The following is a 19,766-nucleotide window of genomic DNA, read 5'->3' as shown; positions in this document are numbered from 1 at the left end:
CCGAAGATCGAGGGCGCTTATGCGCTCAGCGATTTCCGGCCCTGTGCGCGGCGTGCGTTGATGATCTTACGGCCGGCTTTGGTGGCCATGCGCGCGCGGAAACCATGGCGCCGCTTGCGCACGAGGTTCGAGGGTTGAAAGGTGCGTTTCATCGCTCCGTCTCCATCTAAAGCTGGCTGGGCACGGAATCACTTGAAGGTTCCACCGCGGCCAGCGTCAATTCAAGCCCGTCCTCTAATGCGGCGGGGCGCGCAAGTCAAACCCCCTGACAGGGAAAAACCGCGCTTTGCAACAAAATGCCGGTTTGCGGGGCCGGAATTGTTTCAGTTCACCCCGTAACTTTGCAAAATCGCCCTTTCCCGCACAAGTCCCATCAAGCGCGCGTGAGGAGCCTGTTCCCGCACCCCGCTTCACGCCATCATTGAGGAAAGCGAAATTGGTCTGATGCAGGCCCAAGGAAGTGTGAAAATGAGCCGCAATGACCAAAGTAAACCCGCGCTGATGCGCTATCTGCCCCTTGCGCTGATCGCCGTCGTCGCAGCCATCGGGGCCTTTACCCTACGCGATTACCTGAGTTTCGACGCGCTGCGTGACAATCGCGAGGCGCTGATCGCCTTTCGCGACAGCAACTACCTGTTGACCGCGCTGGTCTTTGTCGCCGCCTATGTGGTGATCGTGGCTTTCTCCCTGCCGGGGGCCACGGTGGCCACTTTGACGGGCGGCTTCCTCTTCGGGCTGTTTCCGGGCGTGCTTTATAATGTCAGTGCTGCGACCTTGGGCGCGGTGGTGATCTTTCTGGCCGCGCAATGGGGCCTTGGCGCACGGTTGAAAGACCGGATGGACGCCTCTGAGGGCATGGTGCGCAAGATCAAGGCGGGGATCGACGACAACCAGTGGTCGATGCTCCTCTTTATCCGGCTGGTGCCGGTGGTGCCCTTCTTTGTCGCGAATCTGCTGCCGGCCTTTCTCGGTGTGCCGCTGTTTCGCTTCGTGATCTCGACGTTTTTCGGAATCATGCCGGGGGCCTTGGTCTTTACCTCGGTGGGCGCAGGGCTAGGTGCGGTTTTCGCCCGGGGTGAGTCGCCCGACCTTGGGATTATTTTCGAGCCGCATATTCTATTGCCCATTCTGGGTCTTTGCGTGCTGTCGCTGCTGCCCGTGGCGATCAAGACATTTACCGGGAAGAAGGATCTGCTGAAATGACCAACCGTATCAAGACCGACGTTCTGATCATCGGCGGAGGCTCTGGCGGGTTGTCGGTTGCAGCGGGGGCCGTGCAGATGGGCGCGGATGTGACCCTGCTGGAAGGGCACAAGATGGGCGGCGATTGCCTGAACTATGGCTGCGTGCCCTCCAAGGCGCTGATCAAGACCGGCAAGACGGCCTATACCCAGCAACACAGCGCGCAATACGGGGTGGAGGCCGCCGCCGGGGTGGTCGACTACGCCGCTGCCAAGGATCACGTGGCCGATGTTATCTCGCAAATCGCGCCGGTCGATTCGGTTGAGCGGTTCGAGGGCTTGGGCGTGCGGGTGATCCGCGAATACGGGCGTTTCATTTCCGATAAAGAGGTGCAGGCGGGCGATACCATCATCACCGCGCGGCGCATCGTCGTGGCCACCGGCTCCTCTCCGCTGGTGCCGCCGATTCCGGGGCTGGCGGATGTGCCCTATGAGACGAATGAGACCCTCTTTGATCTGCGCGAGAAGCCCGAGCATCTGATCATCATCGGGGGCGGCCCCATCGGCATCGAAATGGCGCAGGCCCATGTGCGGATGGGCTGCAATGTCACCGTGATCGAAGGCAGCCGCGCGCTTGGCAAGGATGACCCCGAGCTGTCCGAAGTGGTGTTGCAGACCATGCGGGACGAGGGGGTAGTTTTCGAGGAAGGCAGCGATGCGGCCAAGGTCAGCGGTGCGGCGGGGGCGATCACGGTCGAGACCAAGGATGGCCGCGTGATCAAGGGCTCGCATCTGCTGATGGCCGTGGGGCGCAAGAGCAACATCGACCGGCTCGATCTGGATAAGGCCGGGGTGGAGACCACCAAGGCAGGCATCAAGGTCGACGACAGCCTGCGCAGCAGCAACCGCCGGGTCTATGCCATCGGCGATGTGGCAGGCGGGCTGCAATTTACCCATGTGGCAGGTTATCATGCCGGGGTGGTGATCCGCTCGATCGTCTTTGGTCTGCCGAGCAAGACGAAGCTGCACCATATCCCATGGGTCACCTATGCCGCGCCGGAACTGGCGCAGGTGGGGCTGACCGAAGCGCAGGCGCGCGAAGAGCATGGCGACAAGCTGGAGGTCGTGCGGTTCCATTACAACCACAACGACCGCGCGATTGCCGAGCGTCAGACCAAAGGGTTCATCAAGGTGATGGTGGTCAAGGGCCGCCCGGTGGGGGCCAGTATCGTCGGCCATCAGGCGGGCGAATTGATCACCCTGTGGTCGCTTGCGCTGGTCAATAAGATGAAGATGAGCCAGATTGCTGCTATGGTTGCCCCTTACCCCACGATCTCGGAGATTAACAAACGCGCGGCGGGGGCCTATTTCAGCCCGCGCCTGTTCGAAAGCGCTCTGGTCAAAACGGTGGTGCGCGCCGTGCAGCGCTTTTTGCCCTGAGAACGCCCATGATCCACTCGCTTTCTGGCCGCCTGCTGATCCTCACCACCATCTTTGTGATGCTGGCCGAAGTGCTGATCTTTGTCCCCTCCATCGCGCGGTTCCGCGAGGAATATATGCTGACGCGGTTGGAGCGGGCGCAGATCGCGTCGCTGGCGCTTTTGGCCGACGACATGCTCGACCCGGAGTTGGAAGAGGAGCTGCTGCGCAACGCCGAGGTCTTCAACGTGGTGCTGCGCCGGGATGAGGCGCGGCAATTGGTGCTGGCGTCGCCTATGCCGCGCATGGTGTCGCAGACCTATGATTTGCGCGATGCCTCGGCGACGGTCTTGATCCGCGATGCGATGCTGCGGCTGTTCCGCCCGGGGAATGAGGTGGTCCGCGTGATCGGCGCGCCGGTGCGCGAAGCGGGGCTGCTGATTGAGGTCACGATGGAGACAGCGCCCATGCGTGTCGCCATGCTCGACTACGGGATTCGCATCCTCATCCTTTCGGCGGTGATCTCGGTCATCACGGCGGTGCTTTTGTTCTTTGCCATGCGGGCCTTGCTGCTGAAACCGATCAAACGGGTGGCGGGGCATATGCAGCGCTATGCCGCCGCACCCGAAGATGCGCGGCGGATCATTGAACCTTCCGCCAGCGTGACCGAATTGCGCGAGGCCGAAGAGGCGCTTCAGAAGCTGCAAACCGACCTCACGCAGGCGCTTAAACAGAAAGAGCGTTTGGCCCAATTGGGCAGCGCCGTTAGCAAGATCAGCCATGATCTGCGCAACATCCTCACTTCTGCCCAACTGTTCACCGACCGGATCGAAATGTCCGAAGACCCGACCGTGAAACGCATGGCCCCGAAACTCGTAGGCTCGATCACCCGGGCGGTGCACCTATGCGAATCGACGTTGGCCTTCGGCAAGGCCGAAGAGCCGGGACCGACGCTGACGCTCATGCCGCTCGAAGAACTGGTGGAAGAGGTCATCGACGGCGAACGCCTTGCCGATCCCGAAAGCATCGTGCGCTTTGCCGCTGATATTCCCGCGAATCTCACCGTGCGTGCGGATCCTGAACAAATGTACCGCGTGCTGGCAAATCTCATGCGTAACGCCCGGCAGGCGATCACCGCCACCGGCAAACCGGGCGAAGTCTATCTGCGGGCCGAGGATATGGGCGAAGCATGGTGCATCACCGTCAGCGATACCGGCCCCGGCCTGCCGCCCAAGGCGCGGGAGCATCTCTTCACCGCCTTTCAGGGCGGGGCGCGCAAGGGTGGCTCAGGTTTGGGGCTGGTAATCGCTTCCGAACTGGTGCGCGGCCACGGCGGCAGCCTTGCGCTGCGCAACAGCGGGCCGGAAGGTACGGTTTTTGACATAACACTGCCCAAGGGGGACGGCGCCCTGTAGATTTTTGAAGAAAATTGCATTTCCTTGAAACGAGGGCTTGCAACTCCCCGGGGCTAAGACTAAACCCCCGCTCAGTGGACCGATAGCTCAGCTGGATAGAGTACCTGACTACGAATCAGGGGGTCGGGGGTTCGAATCCTCCTCGGTCCGCCACTGCCCAAAATTGAAGAACACGGCGCTTTTGGGGCGTCTTATCCGTCTCGCGGCGGGTTGTAGAAGCCCGTGTCGCGGTAGGGCCGGTCAAAGGCATGATCCATCAGTTCCAGATGGTCTTGGCCGTAATACATGTCACCATTCAGAAAATAGCTGGGCGAGCCAAAGATGCCGCGGGCAATGGCCTCTTCAGTGTTTTGCGCGTGGATTGCCTGCACATCCTCTTCCATCGCCCGTGCAATCAGCCCGTCGCACTCAGAATCGACCGCTTCAGTCGCGCGGCGCAGGTGCGCGGGATTCGCGAGATCGATATCATCGCGCCAATGGGCCTGAAGGATCGCAAAGGAAAGCGCATCGACATCCCGCCCCGCCTGAGCGGCGGCGATCAGGTAGCCGTTTGCAAGGTTCAGTGGGTTGTCGTGGTGGGTCGGGCGGTGGTTGAGAATCTCCAGCCCGCGATATTGCGCCCAGCGCTCAATCTCTCGTCCAAAGAAATAGTCGATATAGTGGGGCGTGAAACCGCGGAAATGGCTGACACGGCCTGAGGCGATCACGGGGTTGAGGTCAAAGGGGCGATGCACCAGCCGCGCACCGCGGGTCGCGCAGATTTCCAAAAGCTTGCGATGCCCCAGATAGGCATAGGCGGAATGGGCGGAATAGAAATATTCAATGGTGTCCAAGGTCGGCTCCCTCCGGTTTTGCCAGCATCATGGCGGAAACCGGCGGGGAGACAAGGACGGGGGCCGAAAGCCGAGTGCGGAATCGCGGGAGTGCCCGTAACGGGGCGCTTCTAGCCGCGCTGACGCCTCAATACCGGCGGTTATGCAATTTGTTCGCCCGTGGCCGGGGCGCGATTGCGCGGACCTTCCGAGGCTGGGGGCGTTGCTTGGCCATGAATGCCAGTGCCGCCACCGCGGCCATGATCAGGATCAAGAGTTCGTAAGTCCACATGAGCCATTCCTCCTAGGGCATGTTCATAAGATTAACCTTAGCGATGCCCGATGGGTTCCGTCTTGGCCGGGATGGTGGCGGCCTTTGGCCGGGGCCGCAAGTCAAAAAGGCCGCCGCATTTTAGCGACGGCCTTCTTTCGGCAGCGCCCGCTCCGGGCGTCAGCCCATTTGCCGCACCACGGCCATGGTGGCGATGGCAGGCAGGGTCAGCAGCGCTTTGACCTGTTCCACGCGGGGGGGGGTGTAGTAGCCCTCTTCGTGCAGGATGTTGACCGTGGCGACCATCTTGCCGCCGATGATGATCGGCAGGTTTACGACCGAGGCGCAGCCCAAACGGCCAATCAGTTCCGCATCGGGAAAGACCGCGTCGATATCGGCCAAGGTGTTGGCGACAAAGCATTCCTGCCGCCCGTGGACCTGTTCGAACCAAGTGTCGATGGTGATCTCTTTGGTGCCGGAGGTGGGATAATTTTCGGCGTCGTCAGTATAGACCCGCCGCGCCAGCATCGCGTCCATATCCGCGGTCATCACGGTAAAGAGTTTGGCCCCCGCGGTGGCCTTGGTCAGCGCGCAGAGCGCGTCGAAGGCCTGTGTTTCGGTGGTCGCCTGCTCAAGCGCTGTCTGAAAGCGTTGCATTGCGTCGGTGGTATCGGTCATGGGGCTTCCTTGCGGTCTGGATTGCCGCCCGAGGCGGCGTAGAGGGCTTGGGTATAGGGATCGGTAAAGCTGCCGTCATGCAGCGCGCTGGCCGGGGCGATCTCGACCACCCGGCCTTTGTTCATCACCGCCATGCGGTCGCACATGAAACTGACGACGGGCAGATTGTGGGTGACCATCAGATAGGTCAGCCCCTGTTCGCGGCGCAGCCGTTTCAGCAGGTTGAGGATTTCCGCCTGAACCGAGACATCCAGCGCCGAGGTCGGCTCATCCAGCAGCATCACCTTGGGCTCAAGCATCAGCGCGCGCGCGATGGCCACCCGTTGCCGCTGCCCGCCGGAGAGCTGATGCGGAAAGCGGAAGCGGAAACGTTTGTCGAGGCCGACGGCCTGCAACATCTCCACCACGCGGGCGCTGCGGTTGCCAAGCCCGTGAATCATTAGCGGCTCGGAGAGCACCCCATCCACCGTTTTGCGCGGATGGAGAGAGGCATAGGGGTCTTGAAATACCATCTGGCATTGCCCGGCAAAAGCGCGGTCGACCTTGTGACCGCGCGGCTGGCCGAGTACGGAAATCTCACCGGTCCAATCGGGGGCCAGCCCCGCGATGGCCTTGAGCACCGTGGATTTGCCCGAACCGCTTTCGCCCACCAGCGCAAAGCTTTCGCCCTCGGCCACGTCGATATTCATCCCGGTGACCACCTTGGTTTGCCCATAGGAGATGTCGAGGTTCTTGAGTGTAATCGCGCTCATGTGCCGCTCCATGCGCTGCGGTCGAGGACGGGCAGTTCATCGCGCGTCTCTTCCATTTTCGGAACCGCGGCCAAAAGGCCCTTTGTGTAGGGATGGCTGGCCTTGTGCAGATCGGCGGCGGCGCAGCTTTCCACCACCTGGCCTGCGTGCATCACAAGGATCCGGTCGCAATAGCGCGCCACCAGGTTGAGGTCATGGGAGATCAGGATCAGCCCCATGCCGTGGTCGCGCACCAGCTCGTCGATGAGGTCGAGCACTTGAGCCTGCACGCTCACATCCAGCGCCGAGGTCGGCTCGTCCGCGATCAGCAGATCGGGGCGGGGGATCAGCATCATGGCGATCATGATGCGCTGGCCCATGCCGCCAGAGACTTCGTGCGGGTAGAGGTCGATCACCCGCTCGGGCTCATTGATCCGCACCGATTCCAGCATTTCGATCACCCGCGCTTTCACATCGCGCCGGGCGAGGCGTTCGTGGGTCAGCAGGGCTTCGGCGATCTGCGCACCCACGGTCATCACCGGGTTCAGCGAGAACTTCGGGTCCTGCATGATCATCGAAATCCGCGCCCCTCGCAGGTGGCGCATTTGTCTTTCCGACTGGCTTTGCAGGTCGATCCCGTCAAAGCGCATCACATCGGCCTGTTGCCGCCCCGGATGACGCACCAGCCGCAGGATCGCCCGCCCGGTCATGGATTTGCCCGAGCCGCTTTCGCCGACGATGCCAAGTCGTTCACGGCCGAGGGTGAAGGACAGCCCCTTGACCACCTCGACCCGGCCCTTGGGGGTGGGGAAGCTGACGGAGAGGTTTTTAAGTTCCAGCAGGCGCGCGGTCATGATTTGCCTCCTTGTTTGGGGTCGAGCACGTCGCGCAGCCCGTCGCCCAAAAAGCAAAAGCCGAGCGAGACAAGGATGATCGCAAAACCGGGCATCGTCGCGACCCACCACTGGTCCAGAATGAATGTCCGCCCGCGTGAGATCATCGCGCCCCATTCCGGCAGCGGCGGCTGCGCACCGAGGCCAAGGAAGCCGAGCCCCGCGGCGGTCAAGATGATCCCCGCCATATCCAACGTCACCCGCACGATCATCGAAGAGGTACACAGCGGCAGCACATGGCGCGTGATGATCCGCCCGTGCGACGCGCCCAGCAGACGCATGGCCGAAATGAATTCCGAGTTGCGGAAGGTCAGCGTCTCGGCCCGTGCGATCCGCGCATAGGCGGGCCAAGAGGTGATGGCGATGGCGATGATGGCATTCTCGATCCCCGGCCCGAGGGCCGCGACGAAGGCCAGCGCGAGGATCAGTTTGGGCATGGAGAGAAACACATCCGTCACCCCCATCAAGACCCTGTCGGTCCAGCCGCCGAAATAGCCCGAGATCGCGCCGATCAGCAGCCCCAGCGGGGCGGCGATGACAGCGACCAAGGCCACGATCATCAGGGTGATCCGCGCGCCATAGATCACGCGGCTGAAAATGTCGCGCCCCAACTCATCCGTGCCCATCCAATGCGCCGCCGAAGGGGGCAACAGGCGGGCGTCGAGGTTCTGCCCCAGCGGATTCTGCGGCGCGATCCAAGGCGCAAACAGCGCGGCGAGGATCAGCATCAGCAGGATCACCGCCCCCACCACCGCCAGTGGATTGCGCAGCAATTGCAGCAGCATGCGATAGGCGTTGCCCATATTCGCCTGCAATTTCGAGGCGGGGGAGTCGTCCAAAAGCCAGTTTCTTGCAGTGGTCATGACGGCCTCCTAGCGGCTGCGCGGGTCAAGGATGCGGTAGAGCACATCCGAGAGTTTGTTGATCAGGATGAAGACCGCGCCGATTACCAGCGTCGCCCCCAACACGGCATTCATATCGGCATTGAGCAGCGCTACGGTCAGGTAGTTCCCGATCCCTGGCCAGCTAAAGACCGTCTCGATCATCACCGACCCTTCGAGCAGGGCGGCATAGGACAGGCCGATCACGGTGATCAGCGGCACGCGGATCGGGCGGAACCCATGCACCCAAAGCACCCGCCATTCGGCCACGCCCTTGACCCGCGCGGTGGTGATGAACTCTTGGCCTAGTTGGTCCAACATGAAGCTGCGGGTCATCCGCGCGATATAGGCGAGCGAGAAAAACCCGAGGATCGCCGCAGGCAGGATCAGGTGATCCAGCGCATTCCAAAAGATGTCCCATTCACCCGCAAGGGCCGAATCCACCAGCATCAGCCCGCTGCGCGGCGCTACCATGCCTTCGTAAAAGATATCGACACGGCCCGGCCCCGCGACCCAGCCCAGATTGGCGTAGAAAATGACCAGACCGACAAGCCCCAGCCAGAAGGCGGGCACCGAGTAGCCCAGCAGCGCGAAAACACGGATGACCTGATCCACCCAAGTGCCCTGTCGCGCGGCAGCCCAGACACCGCAGGGCACGCCAAGGCCGATGCCGATCAGAATGCCCAGTGTCGCCATCTCCAGCGTGGCGGGGAAAACCTTGGCAAGGTCCTGCGCCACGGGCCGGTTGGTCGAGACAGAATACCCGAGGTCGCCTTGGAACACGTCGCCGACATAGGAGAAGAATTGCATGATCAGGGGCCGGTCCAGCCCCATCGCCACCCGCGCGGCTTCATATTGCTCTTGGGTCGCGCGGTCGCCGACCACGGCCAGCACCGGATCAATCGGAATGACCCGCCCGATGAAAAATGTGATCGCCATCAGCCCGATGAAGGTGAGCAGGGTCACCACCGCAAAACCGCCGAGAGAGGAGACCCCCTGCGCCAGCCTGCGGGCTTTTGTCATATTCGTATTCACGGGCCACGCCCTCCCTTCCTTCGCCGATGCCATTGATAAGCAAGCCATTTCCTGCGCCGACATGCGGCCTCAGGGTGCGGTGGCACCGTTCTGGATGCTTTGTGCATAAAACAAATTTCGCCATTTGCAAAAATTTTTTTGCCAGACAAAATAATTTTTTGTAACGTCGCTTCAGAACAGGGGAGATGACCAAGATGCCGCGCGACAAAGCCAAGCCCGAGCCGAACCTCGGTGCCGCGATCCGCAAAAGGCGCAAGCAGATGCAGATGACGCTGCAAATGCTCTGCGACAAATCCGGTGTGTCGATGGGCTATCTCAGTCAGTTGGAGCGGGGCAATGCCACGCCGTCGCTCGGCACGTTGGCGCAGATCGCCGATGGGTTGGATGTGGCTTTGGAATATTTCATCGCCGCGCCCAAACCCTCGGACGGGCTGACCCGTGGCAATGAGCGCACGCAGTTCGCGCTGGCCAATTCATCGCTGACCTATGAAAGCCTTGCCGCCACTTTCCCCGGCGCGGAACTGTCGAGCTATCTGCTTCACGTCCCGCCCGGCTACGAATCCGAGACGGTGAGCCATGAGGGCGAAGAGATGGTCTTTGTCCTTGAGGGAGAGATTGAGCAGACCCTCGACGGGCAGAAATTCCGCATGAGCGCGGGCGACTGTCTGCATTACAGCGGCCAGCTTCCCCATGCTTGGGCAAACCGAACCGACACGACTGCGCGCATCCTCTGGACCGGCACCTTGACGGTGCTGAACCGGGCAGGGGCCATCGAGCTGCCTGAACTGATCAAGAAAGCCTAGGCGCGCTGGGCAAATGACATTCCAACTTCAACGATCCAACAAGGAGACAATCATGAAAACACTTAGATCAACCCTATTGGCGAGCGCGCTGGCGCTGCCCTTGGCCGCGCCGCTGGCCTTGGCCGATACGCCCGAAGGCGTGCTTGTCGTGGCGCAGAATATCGACGACATCGTGGCGCTCGACCCTGCGCAGGCCTATGAGTTCACCTCCGGCGAGCTGGTCACCAACCTTTACGACCGTCTGGTGCAATATGACGCCGAAGACACCACGGTGCTCGCACCCGGTCTGGCCTCTGACTGGGAAGCCGATGCCGAGGCCAAGACGATCACCTTCACCCTGCGCGACGGCGCGACTTTCGCCTCCGGCAACCCGGTGACCGTGGATGACGTGCTGTTCTCTTTCGCACGCGTGATCAAACTGAACCTAACCCCGGCCTTCATCCTGACCCAACTGGGCTGGACGGCTGAGAACATCGACCAGATGGTCACGGCCGAGGGCAATGCCGTCACCGTGAAATACGACGGCGATTTCTCCCCGGCCTTTGTGCTGAACGTGCTCGCCGCGCGCCCTGCCTCCATCGTCGACAGCGTGCTGGTGAAAGAGCATGAAGTCGACGGCGACATGGGCAATGCTTGGCTGAACGAAAACTCCGCCGGTTCCGGCCCCTTCAAGCTGGACCGCTATGCGCCCGCGCAGATGGTTCGGATGAGCGCGAATGAGGGCTATTTCAACGGCGCCCCCGAGATCGACAGCGTGATCATCCGCCATGTGGCCGAATCCGCCACCCAGCAGTTGCTGCTTGAGAAGGGCGATATCGACCTTGCGCGCAACCTGACGCCGGACCAGATCGCCTCGATCGACAACGCGGAGATCAAGGTCGAAACCTACCCGCAGGCGGCGGTGCATTTCCTGTCGTTCAACCAAAAGACGGAAAGCCTGACCCCGCCCGCCGTTTGGGAAGCCGCCCGCTATCTGGTGGATTACGAAGGCATGACCAATTCGATCATCAAAGGTCAAATGGACGTGCATCAGGCCTTCTGGCCCAAGGGCTTCCCCGGCTCGTTCGACGAGACGCCTTTCACCTACGATCCTGAAAAGGCGGAGCAAATCCTCGCCGATGCCGGGATCGAGACGCCGATCACCGTCTCGCTCGACGTGATCAATGCGGCGCCGTTCACCGACATGGCCCAGTCGCTTCAGGCGAGCTTTGCCGACGCGGGGATTAACTTCGAAATCCTGCCCGGCACCGGCAGTCAGGTCATCACCAAGTACCGTGAGCGCAGCCACGAGGCGATGTTGCTGTACTGGGGCCCCGACTTCATGGACCCGCATTCCAATGCCAAGGCTTTTGCCTATAACTCGGACAACTCCGACGACTCCTATGCCGCGACCACCACATGGCGCAACGCATGGGCCGTGCCGGAAGAGCTGAACAAGCAGACCATGGCGGCACTGTCAGAGGCCGACCCGGAAAAGCGGCTCGAGATGTACCGCGACCTTCAGCAGAAGGTGCAAAAGGACTCGCCCATCGTGATCATGTTCCAAGCGGCCTATCAGGTGGCGATGGACGATGACGTGACCGGCTATGTGAACGGCGCGACATCGGATTTCGTTTTCTACCGGTTGGTGGAAAAGGGCTGATCCCGCTTCCCTGATCCCTGCGCGGGCCGGGGGGCTCCCCTCGGCCCGCGCATCCCAATACCCTTTTTGAATACCAAGGTCTTTGCCCATGTCCGCTTCCTCCCCCTTCGATACCCGCCTTGCCAACCTGCGCGCGCGCATGGCCGAGACGGGCACCGATCTTGTTGCCCTCGGCCCGTCGAGCCATATGGCCTGGCTATCTGGCGTGCACCCGCATGGCGACGAACGCCCGGTGATGCTCTTGGTCAGCGCCGATTACGCAGGGTTTCTGATGCCCGCCCTGAACGCCGCCGCCGCGCGCAAAGACACCGATCTGCCGTTTCATGCATGGAGCGACGATCAGGGGCCGGAGGCCGCCTTGACCGAACTGCTCGACGCCTGCGGCGCTACGGCCCCCGGGCTCTCGGTAGTGCTGGATGAGACCATGCGCACCGATTTCGCCCTGCGGCTTCTGGATGCGCTCGATCATCCGCGACGCCGCTTTACCGATGACACCGTCGGTCTGTTGCGCGCCAGCAAGGACAGCGAAGAATATGCCGCGATCAAAGCCGCGCATCTGTTGAACGACAGCGCCGTCCAGGCCGCTTTCGCCGCGCTGAAAGAAGGCATCACCGAGCGTGAGGTCGTGGCGCTGATTCAGGACCACTACAAAGCCAACGGCGCGCACCTTGAATTCTGCTCGGTCTGTTTCGGCGAATCCGGCGCTTTCCCGCATCACTACCCCGGCGATACGGCATTGGCTCAAGGCATGGCCGTGCTGATCGACACCGGCTGCCGGTTGAACGGCTACCCCTCCGACATGACCCGTAGCGGCTTTTTCGGTACGCCGGATGCCGAGTACGAAGCGGTTTTTGCCACGGTCGAAAGCGCAGTGCAGGCTGCGTTGGATGCTGCCCGCCCCGGCGTCGCGGCACGCGAGATCGACCGCGCCGCACGCGATGTGATCACGCAGGCGGGCTATGGCGAACACTTCCTGCACCGTACCGGCCATGGCCTTGGCATCGACATCCACGAGCCGCCCTATATCGCCGCGAATTCCGACGCGGTTCTGGCCGAAGGCAATGTCTTCTCAATCGAGCCGGGCATCTATCTGGAAGGCAAATTCGGCGTGCGTCTGGAAGAGATCGTGATCCTACGCGCCGATGGGCCTGAGATTTTCTCGGAAATGCCGCGCGAGATGCAGCGCCGCGGCTAAAAAGGTGGCCAAAGCGGCGAAAATACGCGCGCTTTGGCCTGGAGGGAGACGGAGAGAGGGAGAGAGAAAAGAGTGAGGCGCGCGGTCAGGAGGTGCCGCGTGCCGTGTTTTCAAAGATGCTTTTCATATGGCTGTCGAATTCGTTCCAGGTGATGACAGCCCGGTTGCCCGCATGGCCGTGATAATAGGACCGGCCCGTCGAAGTGGGCAGCCCGGCCCAGATGCGGGCGAGGTTTTCCATGAAACGATGGCGGCTGATCTTGCCTTTCATAAAGGGGGTGAATCCCGCATCTTCGAGCAATAGATCGGCCAGCAGGTCTTGAACCTGTGGGGTAAACCGGTCGCTTTGGCTTAGCCCCGCTTCGGCGACGAGCGTTTTCAAAGTGTTGGGGATGAACTGGTAGCGCCCGATGGCATGGGGCTGGCCGGGGGTCGCCTTGATCCAGCGATAGATTTCGTCGATGGTCATGCTTGTGGGGCGCTTGGGCGGCTTGATCCGCGCCCCATGCTGCACCGCGTCATAGCCTTTCGCGCCCGCCTCGGCAGAGGCGATGACATGGCGCACCGCCGCCGATGGGCCGCCGCGCGGGGGCAGGGTCAGTTTGCGGGGGGCCTGTGCATGTTTAACCGGCGTCTGGATCATGGCCCGGTTGAGGTGAATCCGCGCATCCGAGGCGGAGGGCGACAGGGCGAAGTTCAGGCCGGTGACGGCGATCTTGCGGCTGTCGAAACGGGCGAAATCATTAGCATTTGCCGCGCCGGAGAGGGTGGCGGCGATCAGGCAAAAGGCAGTGCTGGCAGCGAGCTTTTTCATCGGAGTTTCCCATCGGGCTGGAGGTTTGCATTGTCTCTGATCATGCGCCTCTAAAATCGATATTTCATTAATGCGGACAGCTAGTTAGCGTCTCGAAAGGATAGTCGGCCCGGCGCTTGGAATAGGCCGGGTCGACTTTGGAGCGCCGCAGCGCTCTGAAAGAGAAATGAGCCACGTTCCAGATGCGCTTGGAACGTGGCTCTCCCTCGGGGCTGAGTCTCCCGGTCAGCTCCCGAGGAATTGGTCGAACTGGGTCCAGAGTGAGTTGTCCAACAGCAGGTTGAACCGGAAATAGAACCCTTCGTCATAGAGGCTGCTTTGCCCTGCCACCCGGCCACGGGCCTTGTTGTAGCCGAGCGCCAGCAGGACACCTTCGCGCGGGGTGAAGCCAAACTCGGCGCCGATCCCGTTGGAAGAGTTGCCCTCGCTGTCCCACAGATACGTGGCGTTGAGGCCGAGTTGGAAACGGTCGTCGCCGAATTCGTAGTTCAGACCGCCTTGGATCAACTGCGTGGTGGTATTGGCCCGCGCGCCGGCATTGGTGCCGATCTTCTGGTACTGGCCGGCATATTTGCCGTTGATCCGCAGGTCGGCGTCGATCTCGTAATTCGCGTCAACCGACCACAGATGCGTTTCCGTGCTGGTGTGTTTTTCTTCCAGCCGGTGCTCGTACCAAGCCAGCACATCGAGGCGCGCGTTATCCTTGGGGCGATAGGCCGCGCCGATGCGGGTGCGCATGCGGCGGGAGTCTTCGCCCTCGCGGCGGTCGAGCGCGGCACGGCTGCGGGCCAGAACGGTCAGGTCAGGGGTGACATTGCCCGCGATGCCGAAGCTGGCGTAGTGGGTTTGGCCGCTCTCTTCCCATGTGGTTTCCAGCTCGGCATCACCGACCCAGTCACCATCCGCCGATTCCCAGCTTGTGCCGATGGCGAAGGAGGTGAGCTCCCCGTCATTGGTCTCAAGGTTGCGCGAATGCTCAAGATCGGCGCGCAGATTGGTGCTTTCGTTGATGTCCCAATCGACCGACAGGCCCTGAACCATGGTGGTGTCGCTGGTGCCGCTGGCCTTGGTCATCTCGGTCCGGCCGGTGACCCATTCGTTCATCGTATAGGTGAACCCATAGGCCGCGCGGGTGACCAGAGCGTCGCTGCCGAACTGAAGCTCGATCTCGTTATAGACGCGCCAGCCGTTCTTGGGCTCGTCGTAAAGGCCGAGGGTCAGTTCGGTGGGAGCGTCACCGCTGAGCGGGGCGCGCAGCTTGGCCTCGATCACGGTGCCGGGGCGGGCCGCTGGGGTCCAATGCGCGCCGAGGATCAGGGCGGTGTCGGTCTCGCTGCCGCTGGCGGTGCGGTCCCGGCTGTACTCAAGGCCGATCTCGCCGCGCAGGGTCTTGCTCAGATGCCGGGAATAGATCGCGTCCACGGTCAGCCGCGTGCTGTCGTTGATCCGGTCGCGGGTGTATTCCGCGCCGAAGGCGATGTCGCTGCGCCGGTCGATCTCTTCGCCATAGCTCAGGCGGATCTGGGTGGTGCCGGGGCGGGCCAACCCGCCTTGAGCGTAGAAGTCGCGGCCCGTGTGGATCGCCTCGAAAGCGAAGTGGCGGGTTTCGGTCTTCAGCTCATAGGACAGGCGTGCAGCGTTGTCCTTGTCGCCCATGGCGTTCTCCGACCGGGCCACCTCGGCCTCCCACAGCCCGCCTTGGCGGTCTTCGTGCTGGAGGTAGGCAGAGTGCATCCGCTGGCGGGCCGCGTTGCCCAAGGGGGCGTCGGCATGGACCGCACGGGCGCCCACAGAGGTCCGCTCGGACAGGGCATAGTTCACCTCACCGCCATAGAGCCAATAGGCTTCGGCGCCCTCGGCCTCAACCTCATAGGTCACGCGGATCGACACGGGGTTGCCGTCAAGGTCGAACTGGCGCACCGGGCTGTCGAAGGTGATGGTGTTGCGGAAGAAGTCGAGCAGATAGTCAGTGCCGCGCAGCAGGGGCGTGGCCGACAGGATATCGCCGCCGTCTTCGTCCCGCACGAGGATCTCCACCCGTTCGGACCCTTGCACATAGCCGCTCAGGTCAAGGTCATAGGGGCCAGAGACGCCGCGCCCGCGGATTTCCTGAATCTGCTGCTCCTGCGCTGTCCGGGCGGCGAAGACGGTGACCGAAACGCGGTCGTTCTCCCAATGGCCCTTGGCGCCGGTGGCGACACGTTGCAGGCCGCCCAGTTTCAGCGCGCTGGCCTCAGGCGCGATGGCGATATCGCCGTAGAGCACGTAGGAGCGGCCTTTTTCCACTTTGACGAAGAGGTTCGACGAAGATTGCGCATCGGCACCGCGCTCGGAACTGTCGCCGTAGACGGGGTAGTATTCCTCGCCCCGGATGTCGCGGAACAGGCTGTCTTCGGTGTCGCGGTCCGAGCTGTAGCGCAGAGTCAGCAGGGCATCGCCACGGATCACCCCTTTGAGGTACAGCTCACCCCGGATCCCGGTTGTCGTGTCTTCGAAAGCGCTGATGCGGTCTTCTTCGATGACGTTACCTGCATCCCCGCTCAGCGAAACCGCGCCTTCGATCACACCGATCAGCACACGTTCGTTCAGGTCGGGGGTGAAGGTCACCCGCGCCTCGGCCTCGCCAAAGGAGGAGCGCACGGTGATCAGATCGGGGCCGGAGGCCTGCGGCGGGATCAGGTTGAAGGTCGCTTCGCCATTGTCGAGATAGGCCTGCACGCCGGGCGCGCTGCTGCGGATGTCGGTCACATCCCAAAGCGACCGGCGAGCGGCGAGGGTCACGGTGCCCGAGGCGGGCACCGGGCGGCCCCCGGCGTCAAGTACGCGCACCACGACCGGCACCACCGAGGCGGGATTGGCCGAAGCGGTTTCCGGCATCAGGATCTCGATCCGGGCAGGTTTGCCGGGGGCGGTCAGGCGCAGCTCTTTGCGGACACGTTCGATGCCGAAACCGTCACGGCCCACCAGTGTCAGCACATTCTCGCCCGAGGCCAGTTTCACGGCCACATATTCCAGCGCCTGCACATTGTTTTTCGCCAGATTGGTGCGTTCGCCCACCCGGTCGCCGCCCAGCTCGCGCCCGTTCACCAAAAGCGACAGCGTGAGATCGGCCTTGCCCTTGATCCGGATGTTCTGTGTGGCGCGGGTGACGGCGGTGTCTTCGGCAAAGTCGACAAAGCCCGGCGCGCTATCGAGGTTCTGGATCATGCTGTCGAGCGATTGACGCTGGGCCGAGGCACGGGCCGCTTGCGCGACAGAGGAGGGTTCACGCCCGGCCTCTTCGCTTTGTGCCGCGATCATGCCGGGGGTCAGCTGGGTGGTGGTGGCGATGCCAGCCTCACCGCGCACGGAGCGGGTGCTGCTGCGCTGGCCGTCGATCGGTAGATCGGCTGCATTCATGCCGGGGGTCTGACGTTTGCCAGCGAAATGGTCGCGGCGTTTGCCAACTTCTTCAAGCGCTTCGGGGGTGCATTGGGCCACGGCAAAGTTCTCGGTCCGCAACTCGCCCTTCTTCAGCGGCACGATGCGCGAGCCACCCCGGCGCAGATCGTTGGTGCGGGTCACCTGCACCGCGGTTCCGGCGGGAAGGGTTTCGGGCTGCACGAGGAAGGCATGGGTCACCGGACGCATGCCGTTGAGCGAATAGGCGCCATTGATATCGGTCACCACAAAGAGCCCTTCCTGGGTCACGATGCGCACGCCGGGAATGCCGGGTTCATCCTCAACGCGGTCGCGCAGACCGTTGCCGTTGCAATCCATGAAGACAGCGCCCAGCACGGTGCCTTGGCGCGCAAAGACACCGCCCGAATTGTCGAGCCGGACCATGGCGCGTGCGGTCTGCGATTGTTGCAGCGTCCCGGTGCCCGCTTGGCGGCCCGACAGGATCGCGCTGTTCTCGTTGCGGCCTTCGCGGGCGGCGGCAGAGAATTGCATCACATAGGACAGCTCATGGCTCGACAGCGGTTCAAGCATGCCCACGTCAAAGCGCAGATCGCCATTGCCGATCTCTTGCGGGTCGTCCAGCGGCTCTCCGTTGAGGGTGACCGTGCCGGGCACGAGGTTCACACCATAGGCGGGCCGGTCGAGGATTTCGCCGCCGATCAGCGCTTGATGCATGTTGTTGGTGAAGCTCAACGTGTAGGTGACGAATTCACCGTGACCCACGCGGTCGAGGTCGGCGGCTTTGTCCAGCGCCAGCGGCGTGCCATAATTCGGATCAACCGGGATGTCGGAGACGAACAATGCGCCGCCTGCGTGTTTGAATGCGCGGCCCCAACCGGCATCCATCACATTGCGGCCCATACCGGCATAGTCCAGACGCGCGGAAGGGAAGATCCATGCGGGCGCGTCCATCACGGCATAGCGGTAGTCGCCTTCGGGCATTTCGGAGAAGGTGAAAAAGCCGCGCTGGTCGGTCTGGGTGCGGGCCATTTCGTTGCCCGAACGGGCATCGACAAGCGCGACGGCCACGCCGTCAATCGGGGCGTTGGTGACGGAGTTGAACAGAAAGTTGCCGGGGTTGATCATCAGATCGTCCTCAAGCACCGCGCTGTCGCAAGAGGCTGTCGCGCTGAAGCTATCGCCAAAGTCGGTGGCCATGACCTGATCCCCGGCAACGGCGGGCGACATCTGCGCCATCGGCAGGGCGGGGGTGAGGAAGACACCGGTGTTGGCCCCGGTCTCGGTCGCGATGATGGTTTCCACATCGCCGGTCAGCATGCTGCGGATCGTCACCGCCGTGCTGTCGACTTCGGTGCTGATGTTGCAGGCGCCCGAGGTGAGGCGCAGGCGGGTGTCGCTGCCCGGCGTGCCATAGGGCTGGTCCGCGCCGGTCTGGGGGTGTTCAAAGACCAAGGTGCCGACCGTCTCTGTATCGCGGTCATAGACCACGGTGTTGGAGGTCAGCAGCAGGGTGCTTTCTTGGTTGTTGTAAAAGGCCGAGGCGGTGTTCTGCACCTCCACCTTGCCCAAGTCGGCAGGCACGCGCACCGAGAAGCTGGGATCGGTCGCATGGCCGACGGCGTAGTCGCCCTCATGAAAGAAGGCCACCGCATCCACGTCGTGGGAAAGCCCGGCGGGGGCGACGCTGACGTAGTGGTGGTCAGGCGCGCCGCGCATATGAACCAGCGCGGTCATGGTGCCCGAATCCTGCACCGCGTGGAACACGGTGTTCCGCGGGATCGCATCGCGCAGCAAGACACCGGTCCGGGGCGTGCCGTCGATCACGATTGGCTGGCCTTCGATCTCGGGGTAGCCAAAGGCGTCCCGCTCGGAATCGTTGCGCAGCCGCAGGGTGTAGGTGATGAGCGCGCCCGCGTCACTCTCGGCGACGACCTGCTCTTTCGAGACTTCGAGCCCGCCTTCCTCAACCCGCGAGACGCCCATGGCGTCGTCGGTCAGGCTTTGGCCATCCTCGGTCACGGCAGATGCGGTCAACATGCTGGCGAATTGGGTGCTTACGGGGGTCTCGGCGGAGATGCGGAACTCATAGATCAGCTGCAACCGCTCGCCCACGGCGAGCATGAAGGGCGCGGACATATCGAAGGCGCGGTCTTCGGTGTCGATCAGGCCGTTGCCGTTCAGGTCAGGGAAGAGCGATTGGCGCGACATCATTCTGGCGCTGCCTTGCTCGCCGATGCTGACCGATGTGGAAAGCGGCACGTTGCCGCTGTTGATGACGTCGAAATGGTAGCGGCCAAAGGCACCGCGGGTCAGCAGAAGGTCGGAGTAGCCGGTCACTTCGAGCCCGGGAACCGCGGCGACTTCGGCCCGTACCGGGTTCGAGAAGACGCGTTCCATGATGCCAAGGGAGGTGTTGAAATAGCTGACTTCTGCCACGTTGCGGATGAAAGACCCACCGGGGGCCGGGGCGGCGGCGGCGGTCTGGGGCAGAAGGCTCAGGCCCAGTGCGGAGGCGCTGATCAGGGCCAGAGCCGGGCGGGCTTTAGACATAAGGAAACTGCGCATCAGCTTGCTCCTGTTGCGATCCCTGGGAA

At 62.6% G+C, this 19,766-nt stretch carries 15 protein-coding genes and 1 tRNA gene; 7 read left to right on the top strand and 9 right to left on the bottom strand.

Features of this window, described 5'->3' with window-relative positions; translation table 11 throughout:
- Positions 1-17 precede the first annotated feature (17 nt).
- On the bottom strand, positions 18-152 hold the full coding sequence (gene rpmH / locus ACGYLO_RS07020; RefSeq protein WP_007118882.1) for a 50S ribosomal protein L34: 135 nt from the start codon (positions 150-152) through the stop codon (positions 18-20).
- Positions 153-468: 316 nt separating this feature from the next.
- Here rpmH and ACGYLO_RS07015 point away from each other — a divergent pair, with 316 nt between their 5' ends.
- The 4 genes from ACGYLO_RS07015 (at position 469) to ACGYLO_RS07000 (ending at position 4,168) form a co-directional block, all read left to right on the top strand.
- Positions 469-1,203: a TVP38/TMEM64 family protein gene (locus ACGYLO_RS07015; protein ID WP_271688281.1), complete on the top strand. Its 735-nt coding sequence runs from the start codon at positions 469-471 to the stop codon at positions 1,201-1,203.
- Positions 1,200-2,621: an NAD(P)/FAD-dependent oxidoreductase gene (locus ACGYLO_RS07010; protein WP_271688280.1), complete on the top strand. Its 1,422-nt coding sequence runs from the start codon at positions 1,200-1,202 to the stop codon at positions 2,619-2,621. Before ACGYLO_RS07015 ends, ACGYLO_RS07010 begins: the two co-directional genes overlap by 4 nt.
- Positions 2,622-2,629: 8 nt before the next feature.
- Entirely contained in the window at positions 2,630-4,015 is a 1,386-nt protein-coding gene (locus ACGYLO_RS07005) for a HAMP domain-containing sensor histidine kinase (RefSeq protein WP_067267467.1), read from the top strand.
- 76 nt (positions 4,016-4,091) lie between these two features.
- Positions 4,092-4,168 (top strand) — tRNA-Arg (locus ACGYLO_RS07000).
- 38 nt (positions 4,169-4,206) lie between these two features.
- On the opposite strand, the gene ACGYLO_RS06995 is transcribed toward ACGYLO_RS07000, so the two are convergent.
- The 6 genes from ACGYLO_RS06995 to ACGYLO_RS06970 form a co-directional block, all read right to left on the bottom strand.
- Positions 4,207-4,848 carry a 2-hydroxychromene-2-carboxylate isomerase gene (locus tag ACGYLO_RS06995; RefSeq protein ID WP_271688278.1) on the bottom strand — a complete coding sequence of 214 codons (642 nt, stop codon included), beginning with the start codon at positions 4,846-4,848 and terminating at the stop codon, positions 4,207-4,209.
- 430 nt (positions 4,849-5,278) lie between these two features.
- On the bottom strand, positions 5,279-5,776 hold the full coding sequence (locus tag ACGYLO_RS06990; RefSeq protein WP_271688277.1) for a GAF domain-containing protein: 498 nt from the start codon (positions 5,774-5,776) through the stop codon (positions 5,279-5,281).
- Positions 5,773-6,528 carry an ABC transporter ATP-binding protein gene (locus tag ACGYLO_RS06985; protein WP_271688275.1) on the bottom strand — a complete coding sequence of 252 codons (756 nt, stop codon included), beginning with the start codon at positions 6,526-6,528 and terminating at the stop codon, positions 5,773-5,775. The genes ACGYLO_RS06990 and ACGYLO_RS06985 overlap by 4 nt, the downstream gene beginning before the upstream one ends.
- On the bottom strand, positions 6,525-7,361 hold the full coding sequence (locus ACGYLO_RS06980; RefSeq protein ID WP_276154273.1) for an ABC transporter ATP-binding protein: 837 nt from the start codon (positions 7,359-7,361) through the stop codon (positions 6,525-6,527). The genes ACGYLO_RS06985 and ACGYLO_RS06980 overlap by 4 nt, the downstream gene beginning before the upstream one ends.
- A complete protein-coding gene (locus tag ACGYLO_RS06975) occupies positions 7,358-8,263 on the bottom strand; it encodes an ABC transporter permease (RefSeq protein WP_271688273.1) in 906 nt (301 codons plus the stop codon). The genes ACGYLO_RS06980 and ACGYLO_RS06975 overlap by 4 nt, the downstream gene beginning before the upstream one ends.
- 9 nt (positions 8,264-8,272) lie before the next feature.
- Complete coding sequence (locus ACGYLO_RS06970; RefSeq protein ID WP_271688272.1) at positions 8,273-9,304, bottom strand: ABC transporter permease; 1,032 nt, start codon at positions 9,302-9,304, stop codon at positions 8,273-8,275.
- Positions 9,305-9,510: 206 nt separating this feature from the next.
- On the opposite strand from ACGYLO_RS06970, the gene ACGYLO_RS06965 reads away from it, so the two are divergent.
- The 3 genes from ACGYLO_RS06965 (at position 9,511) to ACGYLO_RS06955 (ending at position 12,956) form a co-directional block, all read left to right on the top strand.
- A complete protein-coding gene (locus tag ACGYLO_RS06965) occupies positions 9,511-10,119 on the top strand; it encodes a helix-turn-helix domain-containing protein (RefSeq protein WP_271690000.1) in 609 nt (202 codons plus the stop codon).
- 52 nt (positions 10,120-10,171) lie between these two features.
- On the top strand, positions 10,172-11,761 hold the full coding sequence (locus ACGYLO_RS06960) for an ABC transporter substrate-binding protein (RefSeq protein WP_271688271.1): 1,590 nt from the start codon (positions 10,172-10,174) through the stop codon (positions 11,759-11,761).
- A gap of 88 nt (positions 11,762-11,849) precedes the next feature.
- Positions 11,850-12,956 (top strand): Xaa-Pro peptidase family protein, encoded by a 1,107-nt coding sequence (locus tag ACGYLO_RS06955; protein WP_271688270.1) that lies wholly within the window; start codon positions 11,850-11,852, stop codon positions 12,954-12,956.
- An 85-nt stretch (positions 12,957-13,041) separates the two neighbouring features.
- Here the strand turns inward: ACGYLO_RS06955 and ACGYLO_RS06950 are convergent, their stop codons facing one another.
- Both ACGYLO_RS06950 and ACGYLO_RS06945 read right to left on the bottom strand, forming a co-directional pair.
- On the bottom strand, positions 13,042-13,770 hold the full coding sequence (locus ACGYLO_RS06950; RefSeq protein WP_271688268.1) for a hypothetical protein: 729 nt from the start codon (positions 13,768-13,770) through the stop codon (positions 13,042-13,044).
- Positions 13,771-13,995: 225 nt separating this feature from the next.
- Positions 13,996-19,737 carry a hypothetical protein gene (locus ACGYLO_RS06945; protein ID WP_271688266.1) on the bottom strand — a complete coding sequence of 1,914 codons (5,742 nt, stop codon included), beginning with the start codon at positions 19,735-19,737 and terminating at the stop codon, positions 13,996-13,998.
- Positions 19,738-19,766: the final 29 nt, after the last annotated feature.

It is taken from the genome of Sulfitobacter sp. 1A13353 (assembly GCF_043557255.1).
GTDB lineage: Bacteria > Pseudomonadota > Alphaproteobacteria > Rhodobacterales > Rhodobacteraceae > Sulfitobacter > Sulfitobacter faviae.
This window is presented reverse-complemented; position numbering and strand designations above follow the sequence as displayed.